Here is a 15,546-nt window from a genome sequence, read left to right on the forward strand (position 1 = left end):
GGCACCCGCAACGTAGCGGGCGTAGTACCGCCACCGTATACGGCCTGATTCCATCGACGTAAAATGCCGCCGGCCCGCAGCCATCGCCCCGTTCCGCCCTTAGTGTCGAGTTATGAAACTGCGGCGGGGACGATTGCGAATGCTGATCGCAATCACCGTGGCGGCCGTCCTGGCCGCCGGAATGGCCGGCTGGCTGGCGACGCGCGGCGGCGCCGACGGGGTGCGGACGCTGTCGACGCGCATCGCGGTGACCGACGGCCCGCACGACGACCAGCACGTCAGCCTGGACGCCACCTTCTACACGCCGTCCGGCCGGCACGGCCGGGTGCCCGCGATCCTCGTGGCCCACGGCTTCGGCGGCAGCAAGGACGACGTACGCGAGGAGGCCGAGACCCTCACCCGGCACGGTTACGCCGTCCTCGCCTGGTCCGCCCGTGGTTTCGGCCGGACGACGGGAGAGATCAGCCTCGACTCTCCCGACTACGACGTCAAGGACGTCCGGCAGCTCGTCGACTGGCTGGCCCGCCGTCCGGAGGTCCGGCTCGACGGGCCGGGCGATCCTCGTGTCGGCATCACCGGGGCGTCCTACGGCGGCGCCATCTCCCTGCTCGCGCCGGCCTACGACCCGCGCATCGACGCGACCGTCCCGCAGATCACCTGGTACGATCTCGCCGACGCGCTGTTCCCCAACGCCGGCGGCAACGGTGCGCGGACCGGTGTGTTCAAGAAGCTCTGGGCCGGGATCTTCTTCGCCGGCGGGAGCGCGTCCGGGTCCGGTGGTTCCTGCGGCCGGTTCCTGCCGTCGATCTGCGCGATGTACCAGAAGGTGGCCGAGACCGGGCGGCCCACCGCCGAGGCCGTCGCCATGCTGCGGCGGTCCAGCCCCTCCTCGGTCGCCGGCCGGATTCACGCGCCGACACTGCTCATCCAGGGCCAGACCGACTCGCTCTTTCCCTTCGACCAGGCCGACGCCAACGCGCGCGCCATCACCGGCGCACCGGTCTCGGTGCTGTGGTACCAGGGCGGCCACGACGGCGGCGACCCCGAGACCGCACGGGTCAACGGCGCGATGAGGGACTGGTTCGGCCGCTACCTCGACGGGAAGGGGCCGGCGCAGCCCGCCTTCACCGTGACCCGCGCCGGTGGCATCGACTCCTCCACCCAGCAGCAGCGGATCAGCGCGGCCACCTCCGCCCGCTATCCGGGCCTGTTCGGCTCCGGCTCGCGTACGCTGCCGCTGTCCGGCGCCCCGCAGACGGTGCAGAACCCGGCCGGGGGCGCGCCCGCCTCGTTGTCCGCGCTTCCCGGTTTCGGTGCGCTGTCCACGTTCGACACGCTGCCCGGCGAGGCCGGCACGGGCGGCGCCGGAGGCGGTCTCGGCGTCGACACCCCCGGCCAGCAGGCGGTCTTCGACTCGGCTCCGCTCCCGCAGGCGCTCCGCCTCACCGGATCGGCCCGCGTACGCGTGCACGCCTCCGTGCAGGCGACATTGTTCGCCAAGATCTTCGACGTGGGCTCGGACGGCCGGATCGCCCTGACACGACGGCTCGTGTCACCGGTCACCATCGCCCCGGGGCAGGCCGACCCGGTGATCTCGCTGCCTCCGATGGACTACCGGTTCGACCGTGGGCACCGCATCCGGGTGGTGCTGTCCACGACCGACATGGGATACGCGATGCCCGCGAAGCCCGCCTCGTACCAGGTGTCGATCACCTCACCGCTGTCGGTACCGGTCGACGCGGACCTGGCGACACCGCCCAGCCCGCTGCCCTGGTGGACCTGGGGCCTGCCGCTCATCGGGCTGGCCGTCATGGCCGGCCTCATGCTCACCGGCCGCGGCCGCGGCCGCGCCAGGGGCACCGTCGTCGGGGACGAGAACGTACCGCTGAAGATCACCCAGCTGACCAAGCGGTACAAGAACGGGTTGCTCGCCGTCGACGACCTGTCCTTCGAGGTCGAACGCGGGCAGGTGCTCGGCCTGCTCGGTCCCAACGGGGCGGGTAAGACGACCACCCTGCGCATGCTCATGGGACTGATCACACCGGACTCCGGGGCGATCGAGCTGTTCGGGCGGCGAGTCAGCCCCGGAGCGCCCGTTCTGTCGAGGATCGGATCATTCGTCGAAGGGCCGGGCTTCCTGCCCCACCTGTCCGGCCACGACAACCTCACGCTGTACTGGCGTGCCACCGGGCGACCTGCCGAGGACTCGCACCTGACCGAGGCCCTGGACATCGCCGGCCTGGGCGACGCCCTCAGCCGGTCGGTGCGCACCTACTCCCACGGCATGCGGCAGCGGCTGGCCATCGCGCAGGCCATGCTCGGCCTCCCCGACCTGCTCGTCCTGGACGAGCCGACGAACGGGCTCGACCCACCGCAGATCGCCGAGATGCGCGAGGTCCTCACCCGGTACGCCGCCGCCGGGCGCACCGTGATCGTCTCGAGCCACCTCCTCGCCGAGGTCGAGAAGACCTGCACGCACGTCGTCGTCATGCACCGAGGCACCCAGGTCGCGACCGGACCGGTGGCCCAGATCGCGGGCCAGGAGGGCACGTACATCATCGGCACCTCCGACGCCGACCGCGCGGTGGCGGTCCTGGAGTCACTCGAGGGTGTCGGAAAGGTCGAGCCGTATCCGCCCGGCGTGCTGGCGCATCTGAACGGCACGCCGCCATCCGACGCGGTGGCCACGCTCGTCGCGGCCGGCCTGAAGGTCGACCGGGTCATGCCGCACCGCCGCCTTGAGGACGCCTTCCTCACGCTCATCGGGCAAGGAGCCGACAATGGCTGAGACCCTGTCCCCGCACGACGGGGCGGCCCACGGCTACCGGCCGAGAGGCACCCTCCCGCTTCGCGTCGAGGCCGTGCGCCAACTGCGGCGGCGCCGTACCCTCGTGGCCTTCGTGCTGCTGATGGCACTGCCCTTGCTCCTGGTCCTGGCGTTCAAGGTCCGCGGGGCCTCGACGCCGAGCAGCGGGCCGACCGTGATCTCGCTGGGCAACGCCGGCGGGCTGAACTTCACGGCGTTCGTGCTGTTCGTCTCCGTGAGCTTCCTGCTGGAGGTCGCGGTCGCGCTCTTCTGCGGCGACAGCGTGGCGAGCGAGGCCAACTGGGCCTCGCTGCGCTACCTGCTGGCGGCGCCGGTGCCCCGCGCGCGGCTGCTCCGGCAGAAGCTCATCGTCTCCCTCGGCCTGGCCGCGCTGTCGGTGATCGTGCTGCCCCTCATGGCGTTCGTCGCCGGCACCATCGCGTTCGGCTGGCACAACCTGCGGCTGCCCGGCAACGGCGCGGAGATCCCGATCGGCACCGGGCTGGGGCGGATGGCGATCATCATCGGGTACGCCCTGGTCGCGCAGCTCGTCGTCGCCGCCCTGGCGTTCCTGCTGTCCGTCGTGACCGACAGCCCGCTGGGCGCCGTCGGCGGCGCCGTCGGGCTGGTGATCGTCAGTACGATCCTGGACTCGGTCACCGCCCTCGGCGGATGGCGCGACTTCCTGCCCACCCACTGGATGTTCGCCTGGACGGACGTACTCCAGGCTCAGCCGCTGTGGTCCGGAATGATAAAGGGGGCGTCGCTGTCGGTGACCTATGCCCTGGTGCTGTTCGGGCTGACCGTGCGCGTCTTCCGCGCCAAGGACGTCATTTCGTGAGCCGCCGCCGGTCGGTCGTCTCAAGGGCGTCCGGCCGGCGCCGGCTCACGAGTATCTCCTGCGGTCTCCTCGTGTCCCGGTCTCTCCCCACGGCCGATGGTGGCGGCCGTATCTGACCGGAGGGTGGCCGCGCCCGTCGCCCCCCGACCGCCAGGGATCCCAGTCGGCTTGGGCAAATTCCCATGCCCGCTGGGACCCGTGAATGACGTCGTCGGGACTGTGCCGCGTAACTCTCTTTATATCCAATCGCTGTCGGCCTCGGCATCGGGGAGCCGCAGGCCACCATGACTTCGAGGTCGCCCGCTACCTCGCGAGTCCACCCTCCGCAGTAGTAGTTAGGGCATTGCAAATGACGACGACCCCCATCGAACCGCCGCCGACACTCAAGCCCACCAGCCAGCCTCCGCGCGGTCCCGGCTCTCAGCTGTACGCCCTGACCGGGCTACGCGCCGTGGCGGCGTTCACCATCTTCCTGGCCCATCTCAACGTCTTCTTCCCGGTCACGCACATGCATGCGGTGTTCGAGCTCGGGGGCGCGAGCGTCGGCTACTTCTTCTTGCTTTCCGGCTTCGTGCTCACCTGGACGTTCAAGAGTACGGACACGGCGGCCTGGTTCTACGGGCGTCGCATCGCGCGCGTCTGGCCGCTGGCGCTCCTGTCGGCCGTGATCGGGGTCGCCATCGCGCTCGGCATCTCCGAGCATTCCAAGGTCTCCGAGACGCTCTGGCTGGGAGCCGCCAGCGCCCTGCTCATCCACGCCTGGTTCCAGAACGGGATCTTGAACTCGCCGAACACGGTGTCGTGGCCGGTGTCGGTCGAGGCGTTCTACTATGCGATCTTCCCCTTGGTCGTCCGTCTGTTCGTGAACCGCACCATCCGCCAGCTCGGCTACCTGGCCGCCGCGCTCGTCCTCCTCGGCTGGGGGATCAAGGTGGCGCTGTGGGTGGCCTATCCGCCGTCCGCGGGGCTGACCCCCTCCGCCGCCACGGCGTTCGTCTACGGCACGATGTCGCCCCCGGCACGCCTGCACGAGTTCCTCCTCGGCGTGGTGGCGGCCGCGGCTCTGCGCAAGGGCTGGCGCAGCCCCGTTCCGGTGTGGGCCGTCTTCGGCCTGCTGGTCGCCGCGCTCGGGGTCATGTACTACTTCCACGACGCCGCCTGGCGGAGCAACACCATCGTCGACGCCCTCGACCCGGTGTGCATGCCGCTGATCACCCTGCTCATCGCGTCCGTCGCCACCCGTGAGCTCTCCGGCCGCCGCACCTGGCTGTCCTCCCGGCCGATGGTCACCTTCGGCAACTGGTCCTACGCGTTCTTCCTCTTCCACTACCTGACGCTGTACCTGGTCGCGTTGGCGGTGTTCCACAAGCACTCGATGACCGAGTTCTTCTTCCAGCCGCCCAAGCCCACGTACGGCAACATCACCTGGGCGATCGTCTCCTTCGCCATCGCGCTGGCGTTCTCCGGGCTGGTCCATCACTTCTTCGAACGCCCGATCGAGGTTCGGCTGCGGAGCTTCTTCCGCCGGCACTTCGCCCGTAGCGAGGCGCCCGCCTGAACGACCGGAAAGCGAGAAGACCGCACCTGGGCGGCGCCATCGACGAACAGCGGGCGCCGTCCAGGTCGCGTCGAGGAGGCGCACCGGGACGGGGCATGACTCTTGCCCCTCCGGTGCTAGGGCGTGTCCTCAAAGCTGGCTGGGTTGGTCTGGTTTGATCTTGGTTTGTGGTGCGTAGGCATGAGTTGAGTGATGAGCAGTGGCAGGTGATTGAGCCGTTGCTGCCTGTTTCGGGTGCTGCTGGGCGGCCGCGGGTGGATGACCGGCGGGTGATCAATGGGATGTTGTTCAAGGCCAAGACCGGGGTGGCCTGGCGGGATCTGCCGGAGCGGTACGGGCCGTGGAAGACGGTCTACAACCGGTTTTGGCGCTGGTCTCGTAACGGCACGCTCACGATGCTGGTCTCTAAGGCGCAGGTGATCGCCGAGGCGATCGATGAACTGGACCGGGAGGTGTCGGTGGATTCCTCCATCGTGCGGGCCCATCAGCACGCCGCCGGAGCCCGTCGTCTGGCGGCCGGCCGCACAGGGGGCACAATCGCCGGTCGGGCAGGCCGAACCAGTTGATCATGCTATCGGCCGGTCCCGGGGCGGTGTCACGACAAAGATCCATCTTGCCTGTGATGGTCACGGTCGGCCCCTGTCGGTCGTGCTGACGGGCGGGAACGTCAATGACTGCACCATGTTCGAGCAGGTGATGGCCGGGATCTGCATCCGCCGTCACCCCGCGCAGCGGCCCGGGCGGCCTTGGCGGCGTCCGGTGCGGGTGATCGCCGATAAGGGTTACAGCTCCCGCGCGATCCGCGCCTACCTGCGCCGCCGTGGTATCGCTGCGACCATCCCCGAACGAGTCGACCAGCAAGCCGGCCGTCGGCGCCGCGGCTCACAAGGGGGCCGGCCACCCGCCTTCGACCCCCGCGTCTACCGCCGGCGCAACGTCGTCGAACGCTGCTTCGGCCGCCTCAAGCAGTACCGCGCCATCGCCACCCGCTATGACAAGACCGCCCAGTCCTACCAAGGGATGATCGACCTGGCCACCCTGCTCATATGGCTTTGAGGACAGGCTCTAGGGCGTGTCTGACAAACCCTCGTCCTACTGCGCGGCGTCCAGGCGGCGCCTCGCCGCGTTGTCGTCGGTCGCCAGCCAACACCAGGCTGACTCCCTCCTCCGCCTTGCGACGCACCACCTGGACGCCGCTCGCTACGAACAGGATTTGTCAGACACGCCCTGCCGTCACTCCCCGAGCCCCGCGCGGCGGGCGCGGATCGCGGCCTCGGTGCGGTGGGTCACCTGGAGTTTGCAGAAGATACGGGACAGATAGTTGCGTACCGTCTTGATGGAGAGGTCCAGCTCGCGCGCGATCACGGAGTTGGGCTGCCCCTCGGCGACCAGACGGAGCACGTCGCGCTCCCGGTCGGTGAGCTCGGGGAACGGGACGGCCAGCTGAACCGGCTTGGCGATGTGGTCGACGATGCGGTTCGCGATCTGCGAACCGAAGATCGCTTCACCCTGGCCGACGGCCTTGACCGCCCGGACGATGTCCTCCAGGCCGGCGCCTTTGAGCAGGTAGCCCCGCGCGCCGGCACGCATGGCGGCCATGACCGAGTCGAGGTCGTCGACGATGGTCAGGATGAGGACGGCACTGCGCGGGCGTTCCGCCATGATCGCCCTGGTGGCGGCGATCCCGTTCATCTGCGGCATGTCCACGTCCATCAGCACGATATCGGGCAGTAATCTGCGTGCCTGTTCGACCGCGGACTTGCCGTTTCTTGCCTCAGCCACGACCTCGACCTCGGGGATGGCGTCGAGCGCTATCTTCAAACCCATCAGGAAAACCGGATGATCATCTGCAATCAGGACGCGTATGGGACATTCGGTCGGCATAGTCACCATTCCCTGAGGTCGCCTCACAGATGGAGCTGTATACAGCATTACTGCGGACGCGACAAAAGTACACATCGAAATACGGGAGCGGTTTTCCAGTGGCGGACCGTAGCCAAGTCCGTGCTTCGGGTAATGGTTCAGTGCCCGGGCGGTTCGCCAATGCCCGGCGGCATACCGAGCACTTCCACGCCGTACGCCGCCAGTGACGCGACGAGGCGACCGATGTCGGGAACCTCGGTGACGGGCGGCGGGATCGTCAGGGATTCGGCGGGACGGCCGGTGTCGAGGAACCAGCGTTCGAAACCGGCAGGCGTGGCGAAGATCAGGAAGCGGACCGTCTCGGACTCCACCCGGAACGTGTGCGGCAGGCCGCGGGGCGCGTACGCCACCGAGCCGGCCGGGGTCGGGTAGGACTTGCCGTCGACCTCCACCGTGATCTCGCCCTCGAGAACGATGTAGAGCTCGTCCTCTCGCGTGTGCCGGCGTACCGGCGCGGTATAACCGCGAGCGGACCTGTGCTCGGCCAGCCAGAACAGGCCGTCGGTATCCTCGCCGGTCGCCTTGAACTGCATCAGGGCGCCCATGTGCCAGATGGCACGGCCCTCCTCCGATGCGGCACGGAACGGTGGGCTCATGGGTCCTCCTCGACGTCGCACCGAGGCCGACTATCTCCCGGCCGTACGGCCCGCGTCGTGAGCACGGAGTCCCGCCGGCCGCAGGAAAAGACCCGGACGGCCGTCTCCCGTATCCCGGCCGGCCCGGGACCGGGGCCGGAACAGCGGGTGACCACCCCCGCGTCCCATCCCGGCCGGTGCAGATTCCGGCGCCGAAAGGACAGTTGGCTCATGCCATCGGGACGATCCCGGCGCGAGACTGACGGCACGTCAAGTCACGCCGAGGAGTCACCATGACGGGTCATTCGCATCGCAGGGAGACTCGCGTGATCGGCCTTCGGACGACGTTTTCCGCCCGGCGAACCGGGCTGGGCCACCGCCGGGCCGGCCGACCGATGACGGCCGCGGATGTTCTGATACCGGGCGCGATAAGGGAACGTGACCGCGTGCGGTGCCGCGTAGCGAAAAACCCCCGCCAAGCCAGAGAGGTGGCACATGTACCGGAGTTTGATAGTGGCCAAAATCGTGCCGGGAACGGAACACGAGGTCGCGGAGATCTGGACCGAGTCAGATAGGACAGAACTCCCAAGAGTGGCCAAAATTAGACACCGTTCGCTGTATAGCCTCGGAAATTTGTACGTGCACCTGCTCGAGTCCGCCGAGCCGCCACCGGCCACCTTGAACACCGCCCGCAAGGAACCGGAGTTCGCCCGGATCAGCAAGCGGCTCGAGCCCTTCATCTCGCCGTACCTTCCCACCTGGCGCTCCCCTCAGGACGCCGTCGCGTCCTGCTTCTACAGCTGGGAGCCGGAGGAGTGAACGAAGTGACCATTTCCGCGCTCCCGGCCGCCGGGACGACGTGGGTGCGCTGCACGTCCTGTGGCCACCTGCTCTACAGCAAGCGGCTGACGAGGAACCTCCAGGTCTGCCCGGAGTGCGGCCATCACAGCCGCCTCACCGCGAGGCAGCGCATCGAACAGCTGGTCGACCCCGGCTCCTTCACCCCGCTGCCCGTCACCGTCGTCACCTCCGACGTCCTCGGGTTCAGCGACACCCGGCCCTATCCCGAACGGCTGGCGGACGCGCGGGCGAGCACCGGCCTCGACGAGGCGGTGCTCTGCGGCACCGCCCGCATCGGTGATCGCCCGGTCGCGATGGCGGTCATGGACTTCGGGTTCATGGGGGGCAGTCTCGGCACGGCCGTCGGCGAGCTCATCACGTGTACCGCCGAGACGGCGTTGCGCGAGCGGTTCCCGCTCGTCATCGTCACGACCTCGGGCGGGGCCCGGATGCAGGAGGGCGTCCTGTCCCTCATGCAGATGGCCAAGACCAGCCAGGCGATCGCCGAGCTGCGCGAGGCCGGGCTGCTGAGCGTCAGCGTCATCACCGACCCGACGTACGGTGGCGTGGCCGCGTCCTTCGCGGGCAACACCGACGTACTGATCGCCGAGAGCGGTGCCCGTATGGGCTTCGCCGGCCCCCGCGTGATCCGGCAGACCATCAAGCAGGAGCTACCGGAAGGCTTCCAGACCGCGCGGTTCCTGATGCGGCACGGACAGCTCGACATCGTCGCCGACCGGCGGACACTCCGCAGCTGGCTGCTGCGGCTCCTCGACGTGGCAGGGCCGGGCGGAGCGAACGTGCCCGCCGCGGACCCCGTCGTGGTCGACGACCCGCAGCTGATCGCCGCCCGTGACCCCTGGGAGATCGTGAAGCTGGCCCGGCACCCGGACCGGCCGACGACGCTCGACTACATCAGCGACATCTTCACCTCTTTCATCGAGCTGCACGGCGACCGGATGCAGGGCGACTGCCCGGCGATCGTCGCCGGCCTCGCGCGGATCGGCGACCTGCGGCTCGCCGTCATCGGCCACCAGAAGGGTCACAACACCAAGGACCTGGTCGCCCGGAACTTCGGCATGGCCCAGCCCGAGGGGTACCGGAAGGCGCTGCGCGTGATGCGTCTCGCCGCCGGCCTGGAGCTGCCGATCCTCACGCTCGTCGACACACCGGGCGCCTACCCGGGTGTGGCCGCCGAGGAACACGGCCAGTCCATCGCCATCGCGCAGAACATCCAGGAGATGTCCGGTCTGCGCACGCCGATCGTCACGATCGTGACCGGCGAGGGCGGCAGCGGCGGAGCGCTCGCCCTGTCCGTCGCCGACCGGGTGCTGATGCTCGAGAACGCCACCTACTCGGTCATCAGCCCCGAGGGGTGCTCCTCGATCCTGTGGAACACTCCGTCGGCCGGTCCGACCGCGGCCCGCGCCCTGCGGATCACCGCACGGGAGCTGCTGAGCATGGGCATCGTCGACGGCGTCGTGCCGGAGCCGCCGGGTGGAGCCCATCTCGACCGGACGGCGACGGCCGAGCGGCTGCGCCGCGCCCTGCTGGAGACCCTCGCGGCGCTGCCGGCCACGAAGACGGACCGGCTCGTGGAGGAGCGGCGCGCACGCTTCCGCCGATACGGACAGGACGCGGTCCGCGTCAACGACGCCGAGGGGATGACGACCTGATGCAGGAAGATCCGCATACCCACGAACGGCACGTGCTCGCCGAGCTTCGGGAGCACACGCGGATGCTTGCCGAGGAGCTCCCGACTCCGCTACGCCGTATCCGCGTGTGCTCCGGCGACACCCTGATCGAGGTCGAGTGGCAGGAGTCGGCGGCGGCCCCGGCGGTGGACCCGCCCGCCTCCGGCGGCATCGCCGTGGTGGCGACATCCGTCAACGGCCACGGCTCGGCATCGCCGCCCGAGGCCGCCACGCCGCCGGCGGGCTTCCACACCGTCACCTCGCCCATGGTGGGCACCTTCTACACGGGCCCGGAGCCGGGCGCCGACGCGTTCGTCACCGTCGGCGACACCATCACGTCCGGCCAGGTGGTCGGCATCGTCGAGGCGATGAAGCTGATGAACCCGATCGTCGCGGAGATCGCCGGTGTCGTCACCGAACTGCACGCCGACAACGCGGAGGCGGTCGAGTTCGGCCAGCCCCTGATCACCCTTGCCACGGTCAACGCCGCCGCGTACAACGGCAGCGCCTGACCGGGCAGGCCGGCCACTGACGAGCGGAGGGAGCGGCCGCCGTCGTACCCGGACATCGGCGAGGAGGAGTCGACCCGGTTCTTCCACGCCGAGGCGGAAGGGGCCCGCCCCCGGTTGAACTCCAGCGTCGCCGCCGGCCGTGTCTCGTTAGGGACGTCCCGGTGATGGCGGCGCGGGAGGAGATGTGGGAAGCGCCCGGCCGGAGACGGTGGACAACGTCACGGACATCCCGACGGTGACCCGCACGACGCCGACACCGACGCCGGCCAAGCGTCCGGACGACGGGCTGAGCGCGCTGAGCCGGTCCGCCGCCGAGGTTCCGGCATCCTCCGCCGGGCAGAGCATCCCCCGTGATGCCCTCGCGGACGGCGCCACGGCCGGCGGGGCGTCGACGGCTTCAGGCGAGGGGTGGGGCTGACGTCCACGCGGGTCGGCGGATTTCGACGACTCGCCGGGTGGAGGGTGAGGGAAATGGACGCTCGCGGTGGAGAACGGTCGGTGATCCGGCCGTCCGCGCCGCCGGTGACGGGATGGCCCCGGTCAGTGGCGCGATGCTTCGGCCATGGACGTTGAGAAGGAACTCGCAGGACCGCCGAGGTCCTCATCCAAGGACGCCGGAGCCGTCGTGGCGGCACGTCGCCTCTCCCACGGACCTTCGGCCGCGCCGGGAAGCACGGAGCCCTACGGCGGGCGGCTTGGGCTCGTGCTGCTGCTCGGCTCGCTGGTGGCGCTCGGCCCGTTGACGACGGACATGTACCTGCCCGCACTCCCGGCCATCACGAGCGAGCTGCACGCCTCCCCGGCCGCGGTACAGCTCACGCTGACCGGTGCGCTGGCCGGGCTCGCGCTCGGCCAGGTGCTCGTCGGGCCGCTCTCGGACGCGATCGGGCGACGGACTCCGCTGCTGGCCGGTGTGACGGTGCACATCGTCGCGTCGGCGCTCTGCCTGCTCGCGCCGGACCTGGCGGTGCTCGACGTCCTGCGTGTGTCGCAGGGCCTCGGCGCCGCCACCTCCACGGTGATCACCATGGCGATCGTCCGCGACCTGTTCGACGGTGCCGCCGTGGCCGGACTGCTGTCCCGGCTCATGCTCGTCCTGGGGGTGTCGCCGATCCTGGCTCCCACGCTCGGCGGCATCGTGCTCGCCCGGTCCTCATGGCGCGGTGTCTTCGCCGTCCTCGCCGTTCTGAGCCTGGTCATCATCGTCGCCGCGGCGTACGCCCTGCCCGAGACACTGCCGGATGAACGGCGGCGCACGGGCGGCCTGCCGAGTACGCTCCGGGACTTCACGCGACTGCTCGGCGACCGGGCCTTCGTCGGCCTGATCCTGCTGGCGGGCCTGGCGATGAGCACGATCTTCGCCTTCGTGTCCGGCTCGCCGTTCGTGTTCCAAGGCCACTTCGGCATGAGCGAACAGGAGTTCGGCTATGCCTTCGGCCTCGGTGCGCTCGGCCTGGTGCTCGCCGGCCGGCTCAACGTGCGCCTGCTCCGCCGTCGATCGCCGACGCAGGTTATGACCCGCTCGTTCGCCGCCGCCGCGGTCGCCGGCGGTCTCCTGCTGACGTGCGCCACCACCGGCTTCGGCGGCATGGCCGGTACGTTCGTGCCACTGTGGCTCGTACTCTTCACGGTCGGCTTCACGCTGCCCAACGCGTCCGCGCTCGCCCTTTCTCGCCACGGCGAGGTCGCCGGTACGGCCGCGGCCCTGCTGGGCGCCCTGCAGTTCGGCATCGGAGCGGTCACCGCTCCACTGGTCGGAGTGATCGGTACCGGACCGGCCGCCATGGCGTCCGTCATCGCCCTCACGTTGGCCATCGCGGTCGTGGTCCTCGTCGCGGTCGTACGCCCGTGGCGCCTGACCACGAACGGATGAGACGGCCATCGGAGGATCCCTGAGATGACGGCTTCGACGGCGGGATCAGGCCGGCTGGACCTGGACGACCACCGCCTCATCCGCGCCCTGCAGTTGTCCCCGCGCGAAGGATTCGCGCGGCTGAGTACCGTGCTCGGCGTCTCGGAGGCCACCGTCGCACGCCGGTACCGCCGGCTGCGGCGGTCCGGGGTGCTACGCGTGGTGGGCATCGTGGACCCGAGTGTGCTGGGACAGAGCGAGTGGATCGTACGTGTGCAGTGCCGGCCCGACGGCACGCCGGCCGTCGCCGAGGCCCTCGCGTTGCGCGACGATGTCAGCTGGGTGTCGCTCAACGCCGCGGGCTCCGAGGTGACGTGCGTGGTGCGTTCACGCTCACGAGAGGACCGGGAACACCTCCTGGTCGAGCTGCTGCCCCGTGTCGCCACCGTACTCAGCCTCAAAGCGTCGGTGATCATGCATGTCTTCACCACCGTCGGCCGGCAGGACTGGACCGTGCTCGACCAGGCACTGACGGAGGCCGAGGCCCGCGCGCTCCGCCCCGCCGATCCGGTCCGCCCGCCATCGTCCGCCGACCTGAGCCTCCAGCCGCACGACCAGGCGATCCTGCTCGGGCTCGCGGCCGACGGCCGAGCCAGTCACGCCGACCTGGCCACGGCCGCCGGCATCAGCCCGGCGCGGACCGCCCGGCGCGTACGTGCCCTGATCGAGACGGGCGTCGTCCAGCTCGACGTCGAGCTGTCGCGGGCCGCCCTCGGCTTCACCACGCTCGCGGACCTCTGGCTTCAGGTGGCCCCGGACGCGGTCCGCGCGGTCGGCAGGGAGCTCAGCCTGATGCCGGAGGTCGCGTTCGCCGCCGCGATCTCCGGCGTGCACAACGTGCACGCCGCCGTGAACTGCCGTGACCTGCAGGACCTCTTCGGCTTCGTCACCGACCGCATCGGCGCGCTGCGGGGTGTTCAGAGCCTGGAGGTCTCCCCGGTCCTGCGGCAGCTGAAGCAGTTCAACACCCTCATCAAGGGCGATCGGCTGTCGGGCTTCCCTTAGTCCGTGCTCGGTCCATCCAGCGTGCCGGGCTGCCGGCCGCGGCCCCGCCGGATCGCGGCAATGAGGAGACAGCCCAGGCCGGCGCAGCCCGCCAGCGACGGGTCCGGAAGCCGCCCGGTCGGGTGGTCCGCGGTGGTCTCCAGGCGCTGCCGTACCTGCGCGGCCGTCAGCGTGGGCCGGTGGTCACGCACCAGCGCCGCCGTGCCGGCCACGAACGCCGCGGGTAACAGCATCGCGGAGATCGTGCTGGTCAGGTCTCCCAGGCGACGGCGGGCCTAGGCGCGGGTGGGACGGGCGAGGTCTCCGCTTTCGGAGCGCGGGCGGCGGCCACGGGGGCGTGGGCGAGCATCGCGAGGGTGACGCGGCGGTGCCAGGCGTCGTAGCCGGGGATCTGGTCCAAGCCGACTTCGTTCCTGACCGCGGCGAAGCACTCCTCGATGGCCGAGCGCGTCCCTGCGATGCGCACCAGCTCGGCCAAGGGCGTGCCGGCCGGTCCGTAGCACAGGTGGTAGGCCAGTTCGGGAGTGGCCTCGCCGAGTGCGGGCGGGGAACGACGGACCAGTAGCCATCGGGCGAAGAACTCACCCGCTCCGACGTCGTCCGAGTGAGGCGGCAAGGTGGCCATGGCCCAGTCATGGGACTGCGCTCCCTTGCCCGCGGACAGGCGCTTCCAGGCATGCCCCGGGGCGCCGGCGGTGATCTGGTCGGCCCGCAGACCGGTGCCGCCATCGTCGATGTCGGTTCCCAGCGGCTGAGTCCGCGGTATCGCGACCACATAGCCCAGGTGGCGCCGTTCCAGATAGCGGCGGAACTTGTGGCCCTGGCCGTAGGCCTCATCGGCGGTCACCCATCGCGCCGCGACCCCGCCGTCCACGGCCCGGCGGATCATCGCCTGGGCCAGTTCCAGTTTGGTCGCGAAACCCACGTCCGCCGGGACGCCGGCCTTCTCGCACTGCCTCCGGTCGCCGGTCAATGACTTGGGCAGGTACAACTCCGCGTCGATCAATGCGCGGCCACGCGCGGTCGCGTACGCCAGGAACACTCCCCGGCCGGCTGGCCCGCCGCGCGGTCGCTGGGACACGGTCGGGAGGGTGCCCATTCTGGAGGATCCGGCCTCATCCACCACGAGCACGCCGCCGGTGTCGCCGAACCGTTCGACCACGGACCCGCGCAGGTTCTCCCGCCGCAGCCGCGGATCCTCCTGGGCGCCGTTCGACAACCGCCGCATCAGATCGGACCGTGCGTCTCCGGCCACCTCCGCGCCGTTCTCCTCGGCCGTTTCCAGCGACTCCGTCAGTTGCTCTTCGAGGTGGAGCCGCAGGTTGCGAAGGGCGTGGTGGACACGGGACTTCACGGTTCCGACCGGTATGCCGAGTGCCTTGGCGGCCTGTGCCGCTGTGCGGTCGGCGAAGTAGACCTCGACTAATGCGGCGCGATGCGCCGGCGCGAGGCGTTCGAGGGCGCGTCTGACGAACATGGACTCCACCACGTCGTCGGAGTGGTCGGGCAGCATTCGCGTGGGTGTGTCGGCCACGAGAGTTTCCGGCGGCCGTGCCCGGCGAGCCCGGAGCTTGTCCACGGCGACGTTGTGTGCGACCCGTTTCAGCCAGGCGGCTATGGAGCCGCGCTCGGGCGTGAGCCGGTCGGCGTTCCGCCAGGCCCGCACCATCGTCTCCTGGACGACGTCTTCGGCCTGGTACGGATCGGACAGCATTTTGGTGACATAGGCGAGGAGCGCCGAGCGATGCTGGATGTAGAGCGAGGTGACGAGCCGGCTGGGGTCGGACCCGGCCGAGCATGCGGCGTCCGCCGGGGATACATCATGTTCGAGAACTTGAGTGTCCATTGGCGGGGCTCTCCAGTCCGGTCTTTTGTGGCGT

General features: G+C 70.0%; 14 protein-coding genes. 10 read left to right on the forward strand and 4 right to left on the reverse strand.

The genetic code is table 11. The features are described from left to right. Nucleotides 1–139: 139 nt before the first annotated feature. From FB559_RS32430 to FB559_RS32445, 4 genes are all read left to right on the forward strand, one after another. The gene (locus FB559_RS32430; RefSeq protein WP_246122264.1) at nt 140–2,788 is read left to right on the forward strand and encodes an alpha/beta fold hydrolase; all 2,649 of its coding nucleotides are present in this window, start codon (nt 140–142) and stop codon (nt 2,786–2,788) included. Beyond that, the gene (locus FB559_RS32435; RefSeq protein ID WP_141960749.1) at nt 2,781–3,647 is read left to right on the forward strand and encodes an ABC transporter permease; all 867 of its coding nucleotides are present in this window, start codon (nt 2,781–2,783) and stop codon (nt 3,645–3,647) included. Before FB559_RS32430 ends, FB559_RS32435 begins: the two co-directional genes overlap by 8 nt. 349 nt (nt 3,648–3,996) lie before the next feature. After that, complete coding sequence (locus tag FB559_RS32440; protein ID WP_185792507.1) at nt 3,997–5,205, forward strand: acyltransferase family protein; 1,209 nt, start codon at nt 3,997–3,999, stop codon at nt 5,203–5,205. A 167-nt stretch (nt 5,206–5,372) separates the two neighbouring features. Continuing rightward, a protein-coding gene (locus FB559_RS32445) for an IS5 family transposase (protein ID WP_425455044.1) occupies nt 5,373–6,261 on the forward strand; the annotation gives its coding sequence in 2 pieces (ribosomal slippage) (nt 5,373–5,767 and nt 5,766–6,261; 891 coding nt in all). A 177-nt stretch (nt 6,262–6,438) separates the two neighbouring features. Here the strand turns inward: FB559_RS32445 and FB559_RS32450 are convergent. Both FB559_RS32450 and FB559_RS32455 read right to left on the reverse strand, forming a co-directional pair. Beyond that, on the reverse strand, nt 6,439–7,116 hold the full coding sequence (locus tag FB559_RS32450) for a response regulator (protein ID WP_246122266.1): 678 nt from the start codon (nt 7,114–7,116) through the stop codon (nt 6,439–6,441). A 110-nt stretch (nt 7,117–7,226) separates the two neighbouring features. Then, on the reverse strand, nt 7,227–7,724 hold the full coding sequence (locus FB559_RS32455) for a cupin domain-containing protein (protein ID WP_141960753.1): 498 nt from the start codon (nt 7,722–7,724) through the stop codon (nt 7,227–7,229). Between the two features lie 474 nt (nt 7,725–8,198). On the opposite strand from FB559_RS32455, the gene FB559_RS32460 reads away from it, so the two are divergent. The 6 genes from FB559_RS32460 (at nt 8,199) to FB559_RS32485 (ending at nt 13,666) form a co-directional block, all read left to right on the forward strand. Continuing rightward, nucleotides 8,199–8,522 (forward strand): TcmI family type II polyketide cyclase, encoded by a 324-nt coding sequence (locus FB559_RS32460; protein ID WP_141960755.1) that lies wholly within the window; start codon nt 8,199–8,201, stop codon nt 8,520–8,522. A gap of 5 nt (nt 8,523–8,527) precedes the next feature. Beyond that, the gene (locus FB559_RS32465; RefSeq protein ID WP_221640285.1) at nt 8,528–10,219 is read left to right on the forward strand and encodes an acetyl-CoA carboxylase carboxyltransferase subunit alpha; all 1,692 of its coding nucleotides are present in this window, start codon (nt 8,528–8,530) and stop codon (nt 10,217–10,219) included. Then, entirely contained in the window at nt 10,219–10,749 is a 531-nt protein-coding gene (gene accB, locus FB559_RS32470) for an acetyl-CoA carboxylase biotin carboxyl carrier protein (RefSeq protein WP_141960757.1), read from the forward strand. Before FB559_RS32465 ends, accB begins: the two co-directional genes overlap by 1 nt. Nucleotides 10,750–10,933: 184 nt before the next feature. Further along, nucleotides 10,934–11,167 carry a hypothetical protein gene (locus FB559_RS32475; RefSeq protein ID WP_141960758.1) on the forward strand — a complete coding sequence of 78 codons (234 nt, stop codon included), beginning with the start codon at nt 10,934–10,936 and terminating at the stop codon, nt 11,165–11,167. A gap of 144 nt (nt 11,168–11,311) precedes the next feature. Further along, entirely contained in the window at nt 11,312–12,622 is a 1,311-nt protein-coding gene (locus FB559_RS32480) for a multidrug effflux MFS transporter (protein WP_141960760.1), read from the forward strand. 24 nt (nt 12,623–12,646) lie between these two features. Then, a complete protein-coding gene (locus FB559_RS32485; RefSeq protein WP_141960762.1) occupies nt 12,647–13,666 on the forward strand; it encodes an Lrp/AsnC family transcriptional regulator in 1,020 nt (339 codons plus the stop codon). Here FB559_RS32485 and FB559_RS44935 read toward each other — a convergent pair. Together FB559_RS44935 and FB559_RS32495 are read right to left on the reverse strand one after the other, a co-directional pair. Beyond that, nucleotides 13,663–13,899 carry a hypothetical protein gene (locus FB559_RS44935; RefSeq protein ID WP_221640286.1) on the reverse strand — a complete coding sequence of 79 codons (237 nt, stop codon included), beginning with the start codon at nt 13,897–13,899 and terminating at the stop codon, nt 13,663–13,665. The two genes, FB559_RS32485 and FB559_RS44935, sit on opposite strands and share 4 nt — an antisense overlap. Nucleotides 13,900–13,916: 17 nt before the next feature. Next, a complete protein-coding gene (locus FB559_RS32495) occupies nt 13,917–15,512 on the reverse strand; it encodes an IS701 family transposase (protein ID WP_141960764.1) in 1,596 nt (531 codons plus the stop codon). Nucleotides 15,513–15,546: the final 34 nt, after the last annotated feature.

Source organism: Actinoallomurus bryophytorum (assembly GCF_006716425.1).
GTDB lineage: Bacteria > Actinomycetota > Actinomycetes > Streptosporangiales > Streptosporangiaceae > Actinoallomurus > Actinoallomurus bryophytorum.